The organism is Solemya velum gill symbiont (assembly GCF_002020255.1).
Taxonomy (GTDB): Bacteria; Pseudomonadota; Gammaproteobacteria; order Chromatiales; family Chromatiaceae.
Window position 1 is genome coordinate 1 of sequence record NZ_MPQG01000010.1, and the last position, 19,008, is coordinate 19,008.

Here is a 19,008-nt window from a genome sequence, read left to right on the forward strand (position 1 = left end):
GCTATCGCCCTCCAGCTCCTGAATCCATCATTCCACTGGAGCTGAAACCGGCGATGAACTAACATTCAAACTGGACCACTTGTTGGGGGCAGGTCACAGGCATCGATAAAGGCGTGAGTAGCGTAGCCAAACAGGCTGAATCGATAAACAAGGCTGAAACGAATCCCTTTACGCCGCGTAACGACCAGGTGCATCAAAATCGCAACGATCAGTGCGCCAATAGGGATAAAAACAAGGGAATGAGTAAATTGACGATGATATTCAAGAAACAGCAAAGAGTCTGTTTCTGAGTGAATCAGGAAATCAAGATCAGCGGCCATCCCTGCCAAAAAACCGACAATTGCAGCGATTTTTGCAGAGGCTTTGGTACTAACAGATTGAGCCAGGCTGGCACCAAGGCCTCCCTGTGTGAGAGGGTCCATTCATTCTCCCGAGTAAATCAAACGCATTTTGAATCAAGCCATTGATTGTTACACATGTTCCAGCATTTAAACCCTGTAAATTGCCTTGACCAGTTTCAATGGGGATCAATAGCCACTGACATAACGTTTGATGTCGAGAATCGGGGTGTCAGCGAATGCATCGATATGGTCTATCTAAACAATATTCCCCTTTACTGACAATATGTTACAGCGAGTCAGGGCGATCAGGTTGGGGCGAACCGGAGCTCGCGTTGCAAATACACCCTTCAATGGATTCACCGGGTCGCCGAACGGATGTGCCTGGAGAATCGAACGCTGCTAAGGATTGTCATTTCGGTCAAACCACCAGAGCACCCAGATCGATTTCAACTCGTCGACGCCGAGTAGCGCATCCTGGTATTCCTTGTTGATTTCCAGGGTTGTCGTACCATTCGATTTACGCACCCAGCCAATTGGTTGCACTTGATATTGAATAGCAGTGTTGGATTGTGGTTCGGCGACCAGCTGCTGCTGTGAAAGCGAAAAGGCTAGCACCATCATGACTACCAGCGTGAACGAAAGGGCTTTCATTTTCTCCTCCTGCTTAAGCAATAACTCCACACCATCTTAGCAAGTTTATTTTACGTACCTGTAACCGCTTATTTTGCACGGATTTCAAATCGAAAGGTTTATACAATTAACGATACACTCTTAACATAGCCACGTTAGTGGTTCACTAATCCATTACAGGAGAGATTCCATGAAAATAAATGTTGGAAGTGTTGATCGTGTTCTTCGTGCATTAGTCGGTATCGCCTTGATCGCCTGGGCCGTAACGGGCGGGCCTGTCTGGGCATGGATAGGTGTTATTCCCCTGGCCACTGCCCTGTTCAAGTTCTGTCCGGCTTACGCAATCCTTGGGATTAATACTTGCAGGAAGTAGTAACGAAGCTGGTTTTGAATCTACTGGATATGAAATAGCCTTCCCGGAAGCCGGGAAGGCTTTTCTTTAACGTACCAGAGTTTTTTTACGCATTAGCTGATCCCCCCATTGATAACTGGCCAGACCGGCCAGTATTACCCCTGTACCAAGCATTTCTATCGCACTGATTCTTTCATGGTTAAGCCAAGCACCAAGAAGCAGTGCCAGTACCGGTGTAACCATGGTTGCCAATCCGATTGCTGTTGCAGAAATCTCCCGTAATACGTAGTAGTACAAAACAAAGCCAAATGCCGTAGCCACAGCTCCGAGGTAGAGTATTGACCACAAGGCGCGTTCACTGATCTGCACATCCGCATCTGCATCGTTGAATCCGTAACTGACCCAGAAAAGAGGTACGGCCACCAGTAATGCACCCGTGGTGGTTTCCAGTGGATGCAGCCCTGCATCAATACGCTTGATCCACACAGCACTCAGAGAATGGATTACCACCGATACTCCCACCGCAAGCAGGCCAATATATTGTTGATTCCCAAGCCGCAGACTCTGTTCGAAAACCAGCCACAATCCGGAAATGCCAAGCAACATGCCTGTCCCCCTGAACAGTGTTAACCCCCTTTCATGGAGAATCAGGGCTGCAAACAAACCTGTCACTACCGGTGTCAGCCCAAAGACGACCGAAACCATGCCGGAAGGGATAAATTGTGCGCCCCAATAGACCGAGCTCATCGCCCCCCAGATTCCCAGTCCTGCCGCAAGATAGGTTTTTCGCGCAGCTGCATACCAGCGCATACGACGGCTCATCAGCGCCACCAGTACCAGGCAAACAAATACGCCAAGCAACATACGTGTACTTACTCCAAGCCAGGGCCCGATGCCCTCGCTGCTCCATTTAATTGCCAATGGCGTTGTTGTCCAGATTAATACCATCCCCAGGTATGCGGCCGGCACAGACATCTCTTCCTCCTGATTTTCGAAAGGCCAAAAATAAAAAAGGCCGCAGCTACTGAAAGCTGCGGCCTTTCCCAGAATCGGGGTGTTAAATCGATCTATGAAAGCACACAGCCACCAGTAAGCCAGCGCATAGCGCGGCCCACGTGAATAACCAGGTTTTGTGCTTTTATCGAAATCATGGGTCTCAGTGTAACTCTGTTTCTCTTGAAATCAACACTCTTTTATCAGTGTTCCAGTTCAGGATCAGCCGACCAGGTCATGTAACTCTGGCGAATTATTAGAAGAGCCGCTCCATTTATCACGTATTTTTTCTCGAATCACTTTACCACTCATACCTTCTGGCAAGTGATCCAGGAAAATCAGTTTCCTCGGTAACTTATAGTCACTGATCCTCTTTCCCAGGTGCCTCAGTATTTCGTCACTTTCTGGAACAGCAGCATTATGAGTAATAAACGCCCATGGTACTTCTGACAAACTATGAGTGTATTCATCCTGTACACGCATACCTATAACAACACAGCCACGGACACCCGGGACTTTCAATATCTCTTGTTCAATCTCGACAGGTGAAACAGTATCACCTGAGTGTAAAACGATTAAGTCCTTTTCTCTTCCAATAAACCAATAAATACCATTGACATCTTTAAGTGCTAAATCCCCACTCTTGACCCAGCCATCCAAAACGCTCCTCTGCGTCATGTCCGGATCATTCAGATAGCCTTCCATTTGCTTTGGACTTCGGGCATAGATCTCTCCAACCTCTCCTTCTTTCACTTCATTACCTTCCTGATCTAGCAGTTTAATCTCCACTCCCGGTGCTGGTCTTCCCAGTGCTTCACTAATATCAGGGTCAGGAGAGTTGTGAATTATCATCCAGCTCAACTCGGTCATTCCATAACTGGCAGAAAGCGTTTTGCCCGTAATTGAATAGTATTTTTCCTGCACGGTACTCGTCACCCTGTCTGCACCTACAGATGAGAACTTGATATTTTTAAAACTGGAAGCCTTTATCAAGGGGTGCATGAGAAGTTTTTCAAATGCAGATACAACCATGATCAAGTGTGTTGGCTGTATATTATTGATTGTATGCGAGAGACAACTGACTTCATACGATTGCATGAGTACGAAACTTGAACCTGTACTGAGAAAGGCGAGCGCTTGATACAGGCCAACACTATGCACAAGTGAAGATGCCACTATGGCCACACTATGCTCATCAATTTCTGCGCACTCGATACGCCCTTGAATGATATGCATTAAGGATGATCGCGAGATCATCACACCTTTCGATTGTCCTGTTGATCCCGAGGTATGTAATACGAGTCCAATAGATTCCGGACCGACTGGACGATTCACATGACTGATATTAGCGCGAGATTCTTTCATCCCTGGCAGCATTGGGTGTAGCACTCCATTCTCAATACCCCACACCTGGTCCAGCTCAACATCATCCAATTCATTCAGAATCTCATCATCTAATTGATTGTTGAGAACAATCAAATGCCGGCAAGCAGATTTCCTGAGTATCGATTTAACCTCCGGAAATTTATAATCATGGTGAAGAGGCATGGAGATCACGCCTGCTTGGAATCCTGAAATATAGGCGTAAAGTAATTCCGGGCAGTTTGGTAGCCATAGTGCAACAAGTTCATTTGACTTGAAGTAACGCCTGTATTGAAGCGTTAACTGACTGACTGTCGTAGCAACATCCTGGTATGTATGTTGCCTGTCATTAAAAGCAAATGCGGTTTTCTTTGGTGTATTTCGGACTGCCCTACCTGGTAAATCAGATAGATCAAAGGAATCACTTTTATTCTCCGGCATATTCATCCATCCATTCCAAATATATTAAGAAACAGTCATGAATTCTTTTTTGACGCCTCCCCTCTGTGACCCGGGCTCGACATTCCCGAAAAACACTTTCATTGACTCCGCCAGGGGGCGTGAATTCGGTACTGCCATCCATGCTCGATATAATTGCCTTTGATTATGTAACTCTTCACCATTAATGAACTCTGTACGAGAGTGCAAGAGAACATGGTTATTCACGAACATCACATCACCCTCTTGAAAGTGCCTGCGATATTGCCAGTTCTCCTTATCATTGATATATCGATCAAACGTATCGAGTGCATCAATCTGACTCTCAGACATTTGAGCGACGCCTGGAAAATTTTGTGCCCGATCAGTGTAAAAGCGTGAATACCGGCAACAGATTTCGCCGTCTCTCTCGCTAAAAACCGGAGCAGACCAGGTTCTGGGTAACGTAGTCGCTTCTGTATTGCGCCCTTCCGGGTACATATAATCCTGCCAGGCGTTAGCAAAATCCTGGTAAAGAATAGTGAGCTGATCAGGACAGGTACGCAGCATTTCATTATGTATCGCTACGGCACTGGCCAGGATTGTCTCCCCACCCGATAGAGGTGTTCTTCTGCATAAGAATCCGACAACATCGCAGCCGTCATTATGAACTGGAAGACCAAGATGGTGCTTGCTTCCACGACGTTCATATAAATTAGCCTGACCTTCATCCTGTATAGGCTGTAGTAGCTCCCCCATTACTGTTTGTGGTTGGGGTGTGCCGATGTAGGAAAGCATACCGCCATACATAAGGCGGGAATCATCTTCACTGCAATCAAGTGGGAAATTCTGAAATAGTACAACTCCACAACCTTCCTCCAGGTCTAATTGTGCTTGCTCGAGTAACGGACCTAAAGTGGGCAAGATAAAATTATCCTTCGAGGGTAACAATGTACCTTCTCGCACTTTTTGGGCCAATCCGTTCGTTGCGACGCTCTCTTTGAATTGCAGCAAGGCATTCTTGAGTTCATTTTGATGTGGTTCACTAAGCACATGAATCCAGGATGTATCTTCTTCTAACTGGGACACTGTCCATGCCGCAGCACAATTGAAAGAGTGCATTGATCTATTTCTCACGAGATGATGACAAGGTAGTTATATTTCTGTTTTCTAAATAATTACACACTGAAAACATATCTTTATATTTTACCGTCATCATGCAGATTCCTCAAACTACCGTATACAGCCCCCTCATAGCGAACTGCTGTTCCTGAATACCTATCCTGGAGTCCATTTCTACCAGACTCTGTTTTCCCATATGAGCCCTATAACTAAATATTATTATTTACCGGACAAATAGAAGTAAAATCATATGTACTAATACTTCAATCCTGTTTTTTTCATTGACTTATGGCTATTACACGAATTCTTGAGCATAAATGGTTCCACAATTTCATCATTGCAGTCATCATTTTTAACGGCATCATTCTAGGCTATCAGACCTCAAAAGGACTCAGCGAATCAACCATCCGGCTACTGGATGTGCTGGATATGGCATGCCTCGCTATTTTCGTTATTGAAATAGTAATGAAGCTCTATGCCTACCGCCTCTCTTTCTTCAAAGATGGCTGGAACAACTTTGACTTCATCATCGTTGCGATAGCCCTGGTTCCTACCACAGGTGGCCTGGCGATCCTCCGAGCATTCCGTATTTTCAGGGTGTTGCGCCTGGTTACTACCGTCGATTCAATCAGGCGTGTCGTATCGGGCATGTTGCTCGCAATACCAGGTGTCGGGTCAGTCGGCGTATTACTTGTCATTGTTTTCTATATCGGCGCTGTTATTTGCACAACGCTGTTTGGTGACACATTCCCTGACTGGTTTGGCAATATTGGACAATCCATGTACACCCTGTTCCAGGTTATGACTTTGGAATCCTGGTCAATGGGAATAGTCAGGCCGGTCATGGAAGTATTCCCTTACGCATGGATTTTCTTTATTCCATTTATAACAGTGACGACTTTCACTGTATTAAACCTCTTCATTGGAATTATCGTTGATGCGATGGCAACAATTAAAGAACAGGATCAAATCAAAAAGGCGAAGGAGAGTGATGTCGATGAACATATTTACGTCATACAAAAAGATATTGCAGCCTTGAGAGAGCACCTTGACATCTTGATTAAGGACGTAAAGAGATAACTGTCAGTTCAAGTCTGGCAGGGGTCTATGTAAAACCATTAGGTGACATCATGAAATTAAGTCGTAAAAACACATCGTTTGAAAAATCCGGTGAAAAGTATCTCATCTCGGAGATCGAGTCTGTTACGAAAATAAACCCAACCATATTCGATAGGATTGCTGGCTATTTTGGCATGGCAATTGCCGTTATTGGTGTACTTTCGTTTATGTTTGGCGAGTTCCTTCTGGCTGTAATCTTTGTCGTGACTGGCGGATTATTAGGCTTCAAATCGAATTTCGGTCATGTTGAATACCAGGTAAAAATGGCCGATCAGGATAATATTGAATTTAATAAAGAGGACTTCGAGAAACTCAAGAAGGGAGTTGAAAATAATTCTCAGCACCTGGTGATGACAGAAGAGAAGAGAAAGGGTGGTATCTGGCCGATTATCAACTCCTCATTAATCGTGGTGGTCGTTGGCTATTTTTCCCTCACAATATTGCTTCATTCAGATTGCACTGGTGATTGTGTTGATGGTCATGGTGTCTTTGTCTGGAGCAACAGTGATGAGTATGCCGGCCAATGGCGTAACGGAATGAGACATGGACAAGGCTCCTTTCTTTGGGCAAATGGGAATAAATATGTTGGTGACTGGGTTAATGACAAAAGAACTGGTCAAGGCACTTTTACCTGGTCTGACGGAACCATATACATCGGTAAGTTTTTAGAAGACAAAATCACTGGCCATGGTACGAAAACATATACAGATGGAGACAAATATGTCGGAGACTGGCTTGATGGAGAACTATACGGTCAGGGGGTATATACATGGATAGAGGGCGATGAATATTCAGGCGACTGGGTAAGAAACGATCACTCTGGACATGGTACGAAAACCTGGGCAGACGGAGATAAGTATGTAGGTGACTGGCTAAATGACGAGAAACATGGCTATGGTGTCTACACATGGCCGGATGGCTATCAATATGCAGGTGATTGGGTGAATGGTGAAAAGACTGGCCACGGCACATATACCTGGCCAAGCGGCACAATATACGAAGGTGATTTTTTAAAGGGTGATATAACCGGCCACGGGACAAAGACCTGGACAGATGGAACTAACTATGTGGGAGAGTGGCTTAATGACAAAGAACATGGCCATGGCACTTACACATGGTCAAGTGGCAACAAATATGTAGGTGAATGGAAGGAAGGAAATCAACACGGGCGTGGAAAGAAGATCTGGAATGACGGCGACGTAGAGTATGGAGAATGGAGAAATGGTGAGAAAATTGATTAGCTTGTGCGGAATGCTAGTCCGTATACGATAAGATATGTACAAGCAAACCTGTTTATGAAAATAATCGTGTTGTAACTACTTGGTCCCTTAACTGGAAACCACACCTATATCGCTCATGAAAATTGTCAAATGATACATTTCGTCACGACCAAATTGCACGGCTATACAGTGACCAATCTAATCGATAGACAGGGTGCTGAGCTCTGTAAACACTGGAACTATGAGAATTTGTTTGCACAGACGGACTTACCACAAGGAACCTGGATATTCACAGATCATGAGCGACTTTTCCCCACAACCTTGCAAGGCGCGGCGTTCATCGCAAAACAACTGCAACTCAGAGGTGACCGGGTATTGAATAATCCGGCATTAGTGCGCAGCCGATATGAAGTGCTCCGCAGGTTACAGGAAGCCGGGATAAACCGATTTTCTGTTTACAGAGCTGATTCAAACCCTCAGCCGCGTCGGTTTCCGGTATTCATCCGCAATGAGCATAACCATTTGTCCGATGGAATATTTCTGATCCAGGACCAGGAGGAGTTGGATGAAGAGCTTGAACTCATGGAGTCAAAAGGTATACCACTGATCGGCAAACTGGTAATCGAATATTGCGGAGAAGAGTTCCTTCCAGAAACATGGCGCCGCTTCTCATCCTATTGCATCGGAGGAAAAATTATCAGCCACCATACGGGCTTCGACGATCAGTGGATCGTCAAGGACGGCTTTGATGCAGAGAAATTGGAGAATCATCCAGACAGGGAGGAGTTGCTGTCTATGGAAAGGAATTTTGTTATGCAAAACCAGTATGACGAAATCCTGCGGGAAGTCTTTTCGATCGCACGAATCGATTATGGCCGCGCCGATTTTTCGATATATGATGGACAAATCCAGGTTTTTGAAATCAATACGAATCCAATGCATGGCCGTGAAGAAGAAGTTCTGGCTCAAAGCCATCCCGGCAGACGAGATACATTAATAAGAAGCGAAGACATACTCCAGCAGGCAATCAAGGGGCTTCACGGCAACAGCCTCGATACACCCGGGCAATCAACGGGAAATTAATGCTCGAATTAAGCCTGTCAGATCAATTCACTTTCAATTCCAGGGAATACCGGGGCTTACTCAGGAACGCACAGGCAACTCCTTTTCAACACCCTGAATGGCTGTCTTCATACTACCGCTATCTTGTGGCACATCCTGAGAGTACGGCGATGGTGATCCTGGGCCACTCAAAGAGTACCGGAGAGCTTCAACTGGTTGTTCCGTTAGTAAAAAGGTTGTCAGAAAATGGATGCATTATCGAATCCGCCTATTCGGATGTGACGGACTATGCATGCCCGGTGGTGCATACAGGTTTACTTGCCAACCGGGAAGCACTCTCTTCTCTCCCGGGTGATCTGATCAAGCTATTAGGGCCACACAAGCTCCTTCATATACAACCGGTGCGAGAAGAAGAGTTGCCATTATGGAAACTCTTGATACGCCAATCTCCCGTCAAACTTGACTATGGCAGGCACCAGGTCACCCCGTCCCTGCCCTTTAGCCCATGGCGTGATCGAAACTTCGGCAAGGCGAGACGCAGCCAGCTGGATAGAAAACTCAGACGCCTTGAGGATCGAGGTCATGTTCGCCTGGAGATTGTCCCCACATCACATGCTGCTGGGGCGATCGAATGGGCACGCAGGCATCGGGAAGACCGTTTTCCAGACGATCCGATTCAGCGACCGGAAACACTGAGATTTTATAGTGAGATCGCCTCATCCGGGGAAGCTGCATCATTCACAAGAACATACCGTCTTAGCTGTGGAGGCGATACAGTAGCTGTCTGTTTCGGGATAGTTGATGAAATGCAGTTTTATTACCTGGTCCTGGCATGCGATTATCATAATTACGCAGCCCACTCTCCCGGTACGCTCATACTTGATCTCGCAATGGGTGACTGGGTTTCAGGTGGCGGGAAAATATTTGATTTTACGATTGGTGACGAGGCCTATAAGAAAAACTTCCGCTGTGACAAGAGCCCCATGTATGAATTCATGGTCCGAACAGATTAACCGGAAAGAGTAGCGGGAATGAATAGTAGTGAGCATGTCATTTGCGTGGTTGCACACCCGGACGACGAAGTCCTTTGGTTCGCCTCGATACTTAAAGAGGTGGATAAAGTCATATTCGTTTTTAATGACTGTGCCGATGCGCCCGGTATCGGCAACAAGCGTACGCATGCAATCGGCCAACTCCCCTATGACAATGTCACACTTGCGATACCGGAGGCTGGAACCTACGACCCCATGCATTGGAGGCACCCGAAATTGTCCGAATTCGGGCTGTACCTGGACCGGGACGCTGCTAGCAGAGAGACACTCCGGCTCTATGAGCGAAACTATCATTCGATTAAAACGCAACTGGAGAGTCTCATCCCGGAAAAGTCTATTGTCTATACGCATAACCCCTGGGGTGAATATGGTCATGCAGATCATGTTCAGGTCTATAGAGCCCTGAGTGATATACGCGACTCATTGCAACTAACTCTCAGGGTATCTCCTTATATCTCGGAACAGGCAGAACCACTTGCACAGCTATATACTGAAAGCAGCTCTTTGCCACCAGAAAGAAAGCCTGTCGATTCTGACTTCACGAACCAGGTTGTGGATATATACCAACGAAGTGGTTGCTGGACATGGGCAGACGACTGGAAGTGGGATGAGGAGATGTATCTGTTGCCTGAGCCCCAACTAGCTAAAGAGACAAATAGCCTGACAAATATGGTGAACAGTACCTATATCAAAAAAATACCTTCATCGGTGACCAAGTGAGTTTCTACATGAGCGGCATATTTCTCCCAAGATGAAAAGACGAATAAAAATAGGCTTCATCACTCTCTTTTACCCTCCGATAGGTGGTGGCGGCGAAATCTATCTGAAAAGAATGATCGAGGCCCTGGATCAATTCGACCTCTCTCTATGGACCTTGTCACCCGGTTCTGAAACTTTCTCTCAACCTAAAGATGACCACTACGACATCGAATATTATGGAGACAGCCCGCACATTGATTACACGACATTGGGGCACTGGTTCGAGGAGCACTACCAGGATATTTTCGCAACTATTCTGTCGTGGGTGAATAGATCAAACTGTGACCTCTTGATTCTGAATTCACCGATTACCTACTTTGATGAAACAAGAGAACTGGTTGATAAGCTCAGGGAAAAATGCCCGGTAGGCAGCATCTTGCATGATGTACCAGGAGAGTCATTTTCAAAGCTGATGGAAAGCTACGATAAATGTGAAGACTGGGAGCAATCACTCGCAGACACGCATCATGAACGCATCCATATATCCAAAGCCAGGGAGTTTGGAGTATTTGCCTCCCCGTTCCAGATAGGAACAGACTTCACCATCTACAACAGTGCATGGGCACGGGAGTTCTATGACCCGGAAGGAGAGATGAAAAATATCATCTTCCACCCACTGGTCAAACAGACAGACGAAGAACCCGAACTCGATTTGAATCCTGTGGATTTTACAATCGTCAATCCCCTGCCCATGAAAGGGGGAGCTCTTTTTCTCGCATTAGCGAATTTTCATTTTCGAAACGATAAAATACGGATATTAGGAGGTGGTTACAATTCAGCCATGCTGCAATTGGAGCCCTATCTTCGTCCTGTTTCATCCGGTTTCTACCACGGAAAGATGAATGGGAATATCGAGGTGCTGGATTACGTTAGTAACATGTCTGAAATCTATCGCAATACCAGGGTACTACTCCATCCGACACGGATTGAAGGCTATGGAATGACCGCTGCAGAAGCACTGCTTGAAAATTGCCTTGTCGTCACGACTGATATACCCGGTGTTATTGAAGGCGTAGGCAATGCGGCATTACAGATGCCATACTTCGCAACTCCCCAGGAGTGGGCTGACGCGATTTCAGACATGATAAAAAACCGTGAAGAATGGAAAACAAGAATAGCTGAAAGGGTCAGGCTCCTTAAAGATCGACAGGCCAGGGAGGTCGTTGAGCTTGAGAGATTCCTGGCACATATCGTACAAGATAGTTAATTGGTGACCTTATGAACAAAACGATTGAACGCTTCGAAACCGGCCCACGTATGTGCCGAATTGTTAAACATAATGGAACGATCTATTTATGCGGCCAGGTTTGTAAAGATGCCACCCAGGGTATCAAGGAACAAACCGAGAGCATGCTGGAGAAAGTGGATACTCTTCTTGAACAGGCTGGCAGCGACAAGGAGCATATTCTCTCCGCAACTATCTATATCAAGGACATGCAAGATTTCGCTGCAATGAATGAGGTCTGGGACAACTGGATTCCCGAGGGCCATGCCCCGGCACGTGCATGTGTTGAAGCATCCATGGCACGTGATATTCTACTGGTAGAGATATCTGTTGTTGCAGCTGAAAAGTAGCTTTCGTAGCTGAATCCGCCCTAACTACCCGGTCGGAAACCTGTCGGCTCGAAATGGCTCGATGGGAAGGCTGCTTTGCCCATCCAGAATCAGTTCACTGAGGATGCGCCCCACCACAGGTGATAACTGGAAACCGTGGGCAGAGAAGCCGAACGCGTGAAAAAGCCCCGGCGCATTGATAGATGGTCCGATTACCGGAATATGATCCGGTGTAAATCCCTCGATACCAGCCCAGAAACGTACAATTCGTGCATCTGCCATTTGCGGGAATAGCGTTGTCACAGTTCGTGCACTTTCGGCCATCGTCCTGTAATCAATCTCTGAGCGTTCATTGACCATATCCAGCCTGGCCATATGTGCACCGCCAATAATGACGGTGCCATTCTGCATCTGTTTGAATGAGAGCTTGCGTGATGCTGCACCCACAACCGGATCAATAAAGTGAGGCAGGCGTTCAGTGACCATCAGAGTCGGAGCACCAGGTTTGACAGGAATCTGATCACCGATAGTACTGGCCAGCCTGGCACCCCAGGCACCAGAGGCATTCACTACGACGGGGGCCCGAATCTCCCCCATGTGCGTCGAAGCAAGCCAGTTATCACCCTCGCGTTCAAGCGCATTAAGTGCGGTATGACTGTGGAAATCTGCACCAAGTGATTCGGCCTTGCGGCGGAACGCGGTAGTCGCGTGGTAGGGCCTGGCAAACCCGTCATCTTCACACCAGAGTGCACCAAGGCAATGCGGGGCGAGCGCGGGGACAAGCTCATAAAGCTTGTCACGATTAATCATCTGTTCGTGCTCATAACCCAGCTCACGCACTAAAGCAGCTCGTGTCTCCAGCAGTTCCATATCTGCATCACTTTCTGCCACCCGTACCTGGCCGGACAACTTAACATCACAATCGCTGTCCACCAGTTCCTGTATATGCGACCAGATTCTTGATGCCTCTACCGTGAGCGGTATCTCAGCCGGGTTACGGTTGAGTTTGCGCAGGCCTCCGGCATTGACGCCGGAGGCATGACGGCCGGAGTGATCCTTGTCCAGCACGATACTCTTGACGCCACGCTTTGCGAGATAGAGTGCTGTGCAGGCACCCATCAGGCCCCCGCCAATAATCAGGACATCACTCTTCACTATTCTGCTCCATGCCCGCCAATTGCCCGATAGTGATCGGCTTGACCGGCGGACGTACCCGGTAGGGCTCGATATCGCGTGGATTGGTGCCGGTCTCGTAAGCGATCAACTGTGCGACCGAATCAGCACACTGGCGTCCCTGGCAGGGCCCCATTCCGCAACGGGTATGGAATTTCACTGCATTGGGGGTTTGATGTCCCTCTTCAAGCACCTTGCGAATATCACCTGCTGTCACCTCTTCACAACGGCACAGGATCTCTTCATCTGTGGGGTGCGTGAGCATTATGCTTGGCGGACGGAACATAGCATCCAGAAATGGGCGGATCAGGAGCTCGTCCTTCATCCAGCGCAGATCTTTCTTTGCCTTCTTATCTCGTTCGCCTTGGCTTATATGGCCCATCTGATGAATGGCATTGAATGCCGCCAGCCGACCGTTATGTTCGGCTGTACGTGCACCACCGATACCAGCATTGTCTCCAGCCACGCTGATACCCTTGATATCTGTTGCGCCCCACACATCATTGACGGGACGCCAGCATTGCTGCGCGGTGTTCCACTCGTGCGCACAACTCGCAGCACGACTCAGATGGGTTTGTGGAATGACGCCAAAATGAGTTAACAGCAAGGGTGTTTTGATCGAGTAGAGTTTGTTTCGGTGGATATAATCCACTGCCTGTACGTGTCCACCTCCAATTGCACGCAAATCCTTAACACCATGCCGGGTCAGTACACCTGCTGCCTTGAGGTCACGTTTATAACGCAGCCCCTTGGTAATATAGTGGTGTGCCAGCAGCGCTTTAGGTAAATAGGGTGCTGCACGTAACCAGTTACTCATTGGCTGTACATCCAGTACCGCCTTCACATCTACACCTGCATTCAGGTATTGCCATGCAAGCAGTAACAGAAGTGGACCTGAACCTGCCAGAACCACACCATCAGAGGGCACCAGGCCCGACTGCTTCAAAAGGATCTGTCCGGCACCGGCATTCATCACACCCGGCAATGTCCATCCCGGAAATGGAACCGGTCTCTCCTGAGCACCACCTGCAATGATGACCTGGTCAGCATGGATCAAGTGCGCCCTGCCCTGGTGAAGAACGCCCAGTTCAAGCTGGCCATTAAGGGACCACACAGAGGCATCACTAAAATAGTGCGTGTTCGATGAGCGCATCAGTTGCACCAGCTTTTCACCACGCTGATACTCACTACCGAGCAGTTCCGCACGTTGCGTCGGCATGGACTCGATATTTCGGTAAATCTGGCCTCCGGGTGCAGGCTGCTCATCCAGCAAGGCAGTTTCTATGCCATGTTCAGAAGCTGTTGTGGCCGCAGCCAGTCCGGCCGGACCAGCGCCGATAATGACCAGGGGGTAATGTGATTTCATTCACCGGCCCCGTGTTGGCGACGGATACGCATGCCTTCAGCTACCTTTATCATGCAGGCCTGGCGGTTTGGTTTACCATCGATTTCGACCAGGCAGTCGAAGCATACCCCCATCATGCAATAAGGAGCACGCGGCTTGCCGGAGATAGTTGTTGTGCGGGTATGGATCAGTCCGTGGGCAAGTGCGACTGCTGCGACACTCTCCCCAGCCGGTACCCGCACACTCGTGCCTTCTATCTCGACCATGACGGTCTCGGTGGGGTTCTCCTCAAGGCGTTTGAACATGATGTCGAACCATTTGAGGGGCGCAGTTGGCGCCCGGTATCAATCTACAGACGAATTTGTTTGGCTATGTCTGCATGCTCGAAAATCATGGATTTTTGCAGGTCCAGGGCCGTTCCGATGCCAGCTGACATAGCCCTATTATACATAGAGAGTCCAATAGCCACATCGATATAGGCCAGGCCAACAGCATTAAAATAGATACGTTCCTGATCATTTTCGCGCCCAACCTTGTGACCGCTGACCAGCTCATGCAAATCAGCATGGATTCTGTGGCTGTCGATATAGCCTTCCTTGTACATGCGGCTCAGCGTCTGCGTTCTATGGGTGACTGTCTCCCAGTCGTCGCAGACAATTTTATCACTCTGCAGTGCGACGTCATATTCATCTTCCCAGCCGCCAATATGGCTGTAAAAGGCACCCGGCTTGACCCAGCTGGCGTGTAGCAGTGGTGCCTGTGCGCTGGTTGCTGTAACCAGGATATCTGCCCCCTCCATGGCCTTCTTTCCATTCGTACGCGCAGCAATAAATTCCATATCCGGAAACAGGTGTGACAGCTCGTCTATAAATGCATCTTCCTCTTCCGGCAGCTTGGATGCGACACGGCACTGCTTGAGTGATGGACGCACAGTCTTCATGCCAATAAGGTGCATTTTGGCCTGCTCGCCGGATCCAATAAAACCAATCACCTCGGAATTCTCAACAGCCAGGTGCTTGGCAGCAATGGCGCCCATGGCCGCAACTCGCATGTTCGAGGCAAGGGTGCCCTCAACTACCGCAATGGGAAATCCGTGTTTGATCTCGGAGAGAAGGAAAATAGCTGAAAGGTTCTGTTTGTCGTGTTTTACCGGATTGTTTGGAAACACTGAAACCCATTTCACGCCACAGACCTTTTCGTCCAGCAGTGTCGCGGGTAGACAGTTGATTCGATCCTGGCTTGACTGGTTGAAAATCTGCACCACTTTCTCAGGAAACAGGACGCCACCTTCTTCATAGGAGATAAGGGTCTTTTCCGCTGTTTCGATAGCCATGCGCATATCAAAACAGCCTGCCTCCAGAAGGTCTTCCTGGGACAAATAGGTAAAACTGATTCTATGCTCGTTCATTGATCGAAACTCCCCCTGTTTTTTTGCCACGTACCGAATATCGCAGCATTATCTGAACATTATTTAATCAAGGCTTTTCTAGTGTCAAATCGAATCTCCCGCAGGGAAATTTCGATGCATCCTGATGTAAGAAAAATTTCATCCCGACAGTGCAAGAAAAGAGTAAATATAAGTCAAATGTCAATACCGAAAGTGATGTGTTGATGTAGCATTAAAAAGATTGGCGTTTAAAAAACTAGAGAGATCAACATTCATGAATGACACAGTAATTGACAAAATCTGGGCCTTCGGTTTTAACGAAGGCGATGGCAAAGACAAGAAACTTCTGGGTGGCAAGGGCGCCAATCTCTGCGAGATGACACAACTCGGACTGAATGTACCACCAGGATTCGTCATTACCACGGAAGCCTGCCTTGATTACCTTGATTCCGACGATGACGCCTTACCTTCAGATTTAATGGACCAGGTACGCCAGCAGATGCAGGAGGTTGAATCACTGACCGGCAAAAAATTTGGCGACCCTGAAGACCCGCTACTGGTATCGGTTCGCTCCGGTTCGGCAATGTCCATGCCCGGCATGATGGATACGATACTCAACCTGGGCCTCAACTCGGAGACGCTGCAGGGCGAGATCAGGCAGACCGGTGACGAGCGTTTTGGTTATGACTCCTATCGCCGCTTCATTCAGCTGTTTGGCAAAGTTGCTCTTGATATTGATGACGAAGAGTTTGACAAAGAGTTCGATGCCGTTAAAGAAAAGGCCAATGTTTCTGAGGATGTCGGTCTGTCAGCCGATAATCTGAAAGAGATCAGTGAACGCTTCTTACACGTGGTTTCCGAGCAGACCGGGCGACCTTTTCCCGAGGATCCTTACGAGCAGTTGGAGATCGCTGTCAAGGCCGTCTTTAACTCATGGATGGGGAAACGCGCAGTTGATTATCGCCGCGAATTCCACATCACACCAGACATGGCCCATGGCACAGCCGTCAATATCTGCACCATGGTATTTGGCAACAGGGGCGACGACTCGGCCACCGGCGTTGCCTTTACCCGTAATCCCGGCACCGGTGAAAACAAGCTGTTTGGTGAATACCTGATCAATGCCCAGGGCGAAGATGTTGTCGCCGGTATTCGTACACCAAAACCGATCGACAAGCTTGCCGGCGAAATGCCTGAAATGGCACGTCAGCTGGAAGAGTTACGCCAGAAGCTCGAAGAGCATTACTGTGAAGTTCAGGACTTCGAATTCACCATTGAGCGCGGCACTCTCTATTGCCTGCAGACACGTAACGGCAAAATGAATGCCGTTGCCATGGTCAGGACGTCGGTTGAAATGGAACAGGAGAAACTGATCGACAAGAAGCAGGCACTTCTACGCATTGAACCCGACCTGCTTGAACAGATGCTTTACCCACGACTCGATCCCGAAGCACAAGCTGTTTCACTTGCGCAGGGTTTACCCGCCTCCCCGGGCGCCGCTACAGGTATCGCGGTGTTCGATGCTGACCGCGCAGAAGTCAGAGGGAAATCAGGTGAGCGCGTGATTTTATTGCGTGAGGAAACCAAGCCGGAAGATATTCACGGCTTCTTTGCATCCCAGGGTATTCTCACAAGTCGTGGAGGTAAAACCTCACATGCTGCTGTTGTCGCACGCGGGATGGGAAAACCCTGTGTTGCTGGAGCAGAGGGCATCGAGGTTGATGTCAATCTGCGCATCGCCTCTGTTGGCGACACCACCATCCATGAAGGAGACATGATCACCCTCGATGGCAGCACCGGTAAAGTCTATCTCGGAGAGGTTGCAACCATTGAAGCAGAAGTGACAGCAGAACTCAGCATCTTGCTGAAATGGGCTGATGAAATAGCACGCCTGACAGTCATGGCAAATGCAGACACGGCGCTTGATGGACGGGACGCACTGAAATATGGCGCCAGGGGAATCGGGCTGTGCCGTACAGAACGCATGTTTAATGACCCAAGCCGACTTCCTGTTGTGATCGAAATGATCGTTGCAGAAACTCTGGAAGAGCGGCAAGTCGCCCTGGAGAAGCTTCTGCCGATGCAGCGGAGTGATTTTAAAGAGCTTTTCGAAGTAATGTCGCCCTACCCTGTCACGATTCGCCTGCTGGATCCGCCTATTCATGAGTTCCTTCCCTCCGAAAACCAGCTTGTCAGGGAACTGGAACAGCTAAAACAGCTCAAACAAACAGTTGTAGGGATGGATGTTCTGGTAGGAACCATGTCACTGCTGGTCGATCCTCTTGCTACAAATGATGAAGCCGAACCAGTTCATTCACTAGCCGATGCTCACATGGTTGAAGAAGCTATCAGCAAGAAGGAGTCCATGCTGAAGAAGGTGCGCTCCTTGTACGAAACCAACCCCATGCTGGGGCATCGTGGCGTACGCCTTGGAATCACATTTCCGGAAATCTACTCAATGCAGATCCGCGCCATCCTCGAAGCTGCGGCTGAGTGTGAAAAGAAAGGGATCGAGGTACATCCGAAAATCAAGGTCCCACAGGTCTGTACGGCACAGGAACTTCTCTCTGTAAAACGACTGGTGGATGACATCAAGGCCGAACTCAAAGAGCGTCTTGGCCAGACACCAGGATTCCAGTTCGGCACCATGATCGAGGTTGTCAGGTCCTGCATGCGTGCAGATAGCCTGGCAGAAGAGGCTGAGTTCTTCTCATTTGGAACCAATGACCTGACACAGGCCACTTTTTCATTCTCACGCGAAGATGCTGAGAATAAGTTCCTTCCAATGTACAACGAATCAGGAATTCTCCAGGACAATCCATTCGAAGTACTCGATGAGAAAGGTGTTGGAAAACTCATGGCACTGGCTGTCGACTGGGGCAAAAAGACAAGGCCTGACCTCCTTGTTGGCATTTGTGGCGAGCATGGTGGGCACCCTGCATCGATCAATTTTTGCCATAACATTGGTCTGGACTATATCTCCTGCTCGGCACCAAGAGTACCAGTTGCTCGCCTTGCAGCGGCCCAGGCTGCATTGTCGGGTGAAGAATAAACGGATTCCTATCTGACGGAATGTGAATTACAGAAATTGAACAGGCTTGCAACGATCTTGTTGCAAGC

Annotated in this window: 19 protein-coding genes; 9 read left to right on the forward strand and 10 right to left on the reverse strand. The window is 48.3% G+C overall.

Going from position 1 to position 19,008, the window contains the following annotated elements; translation table 11 throughout:
* Nucleotides 1-65 precede the first annotated feature (65 nt).
* From BOW06_RS07950 to BOW06_RS13250, 3 genes are all read right to left on the reverse strand, one after another.
* Complete coding sequence (locus tag BOW06_RS07950; RefSeq protein ID WP_043117299.1) at nt 66-422, reverse strand: metal-dependent hydrolase; 357 nt, start codon at nt 420-422, stop codon at nt 66-68.
* A gap of 174 nt (nt 423-596) precedes the next feature.
* Nucleotides 597-701: a TrmO family methyltransferase domain-containing protein gene (locus tag BOW06_RS13245; protein WP_230208744.1), complete on the reverse strand. Its 105-nt coding sequence runs from the start codon at nt 699-701 to the stop codon at nt 597-599.
* Between the two features lie 39 nt (nt 702-740).
* Nucleotides 741-992: an SAM-dependent methyltransferase gene (locus BOW06_RS13250; protein WP_230208745.1), complete on the reverse strand. Its 252-nt coding sequence runs from the start codon at nt 990-992 to the stop codon at nt 741-743.
* Nucleotides 993-1,161: 169 nt separating this feature from the next.
* On the opposite strand from BOW06_RS13250, the gene BOW06_RS07960 reads away from it, so the two are divergent.
* A complete protein-coding gene (locus tag BOW06_RS07960) occupies nt 1,162-1,344 on the forward strand; it encodes a YgaP family membrane protein (protein ID WP_043117301.1) in 183 nt (60 codons plus the stop codon).
* A 66-nt stretch (nt 1,345-1,410) separates the two neighbouring features.
* Here the strand turns inward: BOW06_RS07960 and BOW06_RS07965 are convergent, their stop codons facing one another.
* The 3 genes from BOW06_RS07965 to BOW06_RS07975 all read right to left on the reverse strand — a co-directional run bounded on the left by BOW06_RS07965 (nt 1,411) and on the right by BOW06_RS07975 (nt 5,217).
* Entirely contained in the window at nt 1,411-2,298 is an 888-nt protein-coding gene (locus BOW06_RS07965) for a DMT family transporter (RefSeq protein ID WP_078454620.1), read from the reverse strand.
* Between the two features lie 240 nt (nt 2,299-2,538).
* Nucleotides 2,539-4,125, reverse strand: a complete 1,587-nt coding sequence (locus BOW06_RS07970) for a class I adenylate-forming enzyme family protein (RefSeq protein ID WP_078453078.1) — start codon at nt 4,123-4,125, stop codon at nt 2,539-2,541.
* An 18-nt stretch (nt 4,126-4,143) separates the two neighbouring features.
* Nucleotides 4,144-5,217: a TauD/TfdA family dioxygenase gene (locus BOW06_RS07975; RefSeq protein WP_043117304.1), complete on the reverse strand. Its 1,074-nt coding sequence runs from the start codon at nt 5,215-5,217 to the stop codon at nt 4,144-4,146.
* Nucleotides 5,218-5,505: 288 nt separating this feature from the next.
* Between BOW06_RS07975 and BOW06_RS07980 the strand changes: the two genes are divergently transcribed.
* The 7 genes from BOW06_RS07980 to BOW06_RS08010 all read left to right on the forward strand — a co-directional run bounded on the left by BOW06_RS07980 (nt 5,506) and on the right by BOW06_RS08010 (nt 12,004).
* Complete coding sequence (locus tag BOW06_RS07980) at nt 5,506-6,297, forward strand: ion transporter (RefSeq protein WP_078453079.1); 792 nt, start codon at nt 5,506-5,508, stop codon at nt 6,295-6,297.
* 50 nt (nt 6,298-6,347) lie between these two features.
* A complete protein-coding gene (locus BOW06_RS07985; RefSeq protein WP_078456008.1) occupies nt 6,348-7,577 on the forward strand; it encodes an MORN repeat-containing protein in 1,230 nt (409 codons plus the stop codon).
* Between the two features lie 129 nt (nt 7,578-7,706).
* Nucleotides 7,707-8,639, forward strand: a complete 933-nt coding sequence (locus BOW06_RS07990; RefSeq protein ID WP_043117306.1) for an HD domain-containing protein — start codon at nt 7,707-7,709, stop codon at nt 8,637-8,639.
* The gene (locus BOW06_RS07995; protein WP_043117308.1) at nt 8,639-9,631 is read left to right on the forward strand and encodes a GNAT family N-acetyltransferase; all 993 of its coding nucleotides are present in this window, start codon (nt 8,639-8,641) and stop codon (nt 9,629-9,631) included. The genes BOW06_RS07990 and BOW06_RS07995 overlap by 1 nt, the downstream gene beginning before the upstream one ends.
* 18 nt (nt 9,632-9,649) lie before the next feature.
* On the forward strand, nt 9,650-10,390 hold the full coding sequence (locus tag BOW06_RS08000; protein WP_078453081.1) for a PIG-L family deacetylase: 741 nt from the start codon (nt 9,650-9,652) through the stop codon (nt 10,388-10,390).
* Nucleotides 10,391-10,421: 31 nt separating this feature from the next.
* A complete protein-coding gene (locus BOW06_RS08005; RefSeq protein WP_078453082.1) occupies nt 10,422-11,636 on the forward strand; it encodes a glycosyltransferase family 4 protein in 1,215 nt (404 codons plus the stop codon).
* An 11-nt stretch (nt 11,637-11,647) separates the two neighbouring features.
* On the forward strand, nt 11,648-12,004 hold the full coding sequence (locus BOW06_RS08010; protein WP_078454622.1) for a RidA family protein: 357 nt from the start codon (nt 11,648-11,650) through the stop codon (nt 12,002-12,004).
* 24 nt (nt 12,005-12,028) lie between these two features.
* On the opposite strand, the gene BOW06_RS08015 is transcribed toward BOW06_RS08010, so the two are convergent.
* From BOW06_RS08015 to BOW06_RS08030, 4 genes are read right to left on the reverse strand one after another with little or no spacing between them, the layout of a single operon-like run.
* Nucleotides 12,029-13,138, reverse strand: a complete 1,110-nt coding sequence (locus tag BOW06_RS08015) for an NAD(P)/FAD-dependent oxidoreductase (protein ID WP_078453083.1) — start codon at nt 13,136-13,138, stop codon at nt 12,029-12,031.
* Complete coding sequence (locus tag BOW06_RS08020) at nt 13,128-14,522, reverse strand: FAD/NAD(P)-dependent oxidoreductase (protein WP_043117314.1); 1,395 nt, start codon at nt 14,520-14,522, stop codon at nt 13,128-13,130. The genes BOW06_RS08015 and BOW06_RS08020 overlap by 11 nt, the downstream gene beginning before the upstream one ends.
* On the reverse strand, nt 14,519-14,806 hold the full coding sequence (locus BOW06_RS08025) for a (2Fe-2S)-binding protein (protein ID WP_043117317.1): 288 nt from the start codon (nt 14,804-14,806) through the stop codon (nt 14,519-14,521). Before BOW06_RS08025 ends, BOW06_RS08020 begins: the two co-directional genes overlap by 4 nt.
* Before the next feature lie 44 nt (nt 14,807-14,850).
* The gene (locus BOW06_RS08030) at nt 14,851-15,909 is read right to left on the reverse strand and encodes an ornithine cyclodeaminase family protein (RefSeq protein WP_078453084.1); all 1,059 of its coding nucleotides are present in this window, start codon (nt 15,907-15,909) and stop codon (nt 14,851-14,853) included.
* Nucleotides 15,910-16,162: 253 nt separating this feature from the next.
* Here BOW06_RS08030 and ppdK point away from each other — a divergent pair, with 253 nt between their 5' ends.
* A complete protein-coding gene (gene ppdK / locus BOW06_RS08035) occupies nt 16,163-18,940 on the forward strand; it encodes a pyruvate, phosphate dikinase (protein WP_043117320.1) in 2,778 nt (925 codons plus the stop codon).
* The last annotated feature ends 68 nt before the right edge of the window (nt 18,941-19,008 follow it).

Excerpts from the sequence above, each read along its gene's own strand:
- BOW06_RS07950 (WP_043117299.1), bottom strand. The coding sequence starts at position 422 with ATGGACCCTCTCACACAGGGAGGCCTTGGTGCCAGCCTGGCTCAATCT.
- BOW06_RS13250 (WP_230208745.1), bottom strand. The coding sequence starts at position 992 with ATGAAAGCCCTTTCGTTCACGCTGGTAGTCATGATGGTGCTAGCCTTT.
- BOW06_RS07960 (WP_043117301.1), top strand. The coding sequence starts at position 1,162 with ATGAAAATAAATGTTGGAAGTGTTGATCGTGTTCTTCGTGCATTAGTC.
- BOW06_RS07965 (WP_078454620.1), bottom strand. The coding sequence starts at position 2,298 with ATGTCTGTGCCGGCCGCATACCTGGGGATGGTATTAATCTGGACAACA.
- BOW06_RS07970 (WP_078453078.1), bottom strand. The coding sequence starts at position 4,125 with ATGAATATGCCGGAGAATAAAAGTGATTCCTTTGATCTATCTGATTTA.
- BOW06_RS07975 (WP_043117304.1), bottom strand. The coding sequence starts at position 5,217 with ATGCACTCTTTCAATTGTGCTGCGGCATGGACAGTGTCCCAGTTAGAA.
- BOW06_RS07980 (WP_078453079.1), top strand. The coding sequence starts at position 5,506 with ATGGCTATTACACGAATTCTTGAGCATAAATGGTTCCACAATTTCATC.
- BOW06_RS07985 (WP_078456008.1), top strand. The coding sequence starts at position 6,348 with ATGAAATTAAGTCGTAAAAACACATCGTTTGAAAAATCCGGTGAAAAG.
- BOW06_RS07990 (WP_043117306.1), top strand. The coding sequence starts at position 7,707 with ATGATACATTTCGTCACGACCAAATTGCACGGCTATACAGTGACCAAT.
- BOW06_RS07995 (WP_043117308.1), top strand. The coding sequence starts at position 8,639 with ATGCTCGAATTAAGCCTGTCAGATCAATTCACTTTCAATTCCAGGGAA.
- BOW06_RS08000 (WP_078453081.1), top strand. The coding sequence starts at position 9,650 with ATGAATAGTAGTGAGCATGTCATTTGCGTGGTTGCACACCCGGACGAC.
- BOW06_RS08005 (WP_078453082.1), top strand. The coding sequence starts at position 10,422 with ATGAAAAGACGAATAAAAATAGGCTTCATCACTCTCTTTTACCCTCCG.
- BOW06_RS08010 (WP_078454622.1), top strand. The coding sequence starts at position 11,648 with ATGAACAAAACGATTGAACGCTTCGAAACCGGCCCACGTATGTGCCGA.
- BOW06_RS08020 (WP_043117314.1), bottom strand. The coding sequence starts at position 14,522 with ATGAAATCACATTACCCCCTGGTCATTATCGGCGCTGGTCCGGCCGGA.
- BOW06_RS08025 (WP_043117317.1), bottom strand. The coding sequence starts at position 14,806 with ATGTTCAAACGCCTTGAGGAGAACCCCACCGAGACCGTCATGGTCGAG.
- BOW06_RS08030 (WP_078453084.1), bottom strand. The coding sequence starts at position 15,909 with ATGAACGAGCATAGAATCAGTTTTACCTATTTGTCCCAGGAAGACCTT.
- ppdK (WP_043117320.1), top strand. The coding sequence starts at position 16,163 with ATGAATGACACAGTAATTGACAAAATCTGGGCCTTCGGTTTTAACGAA.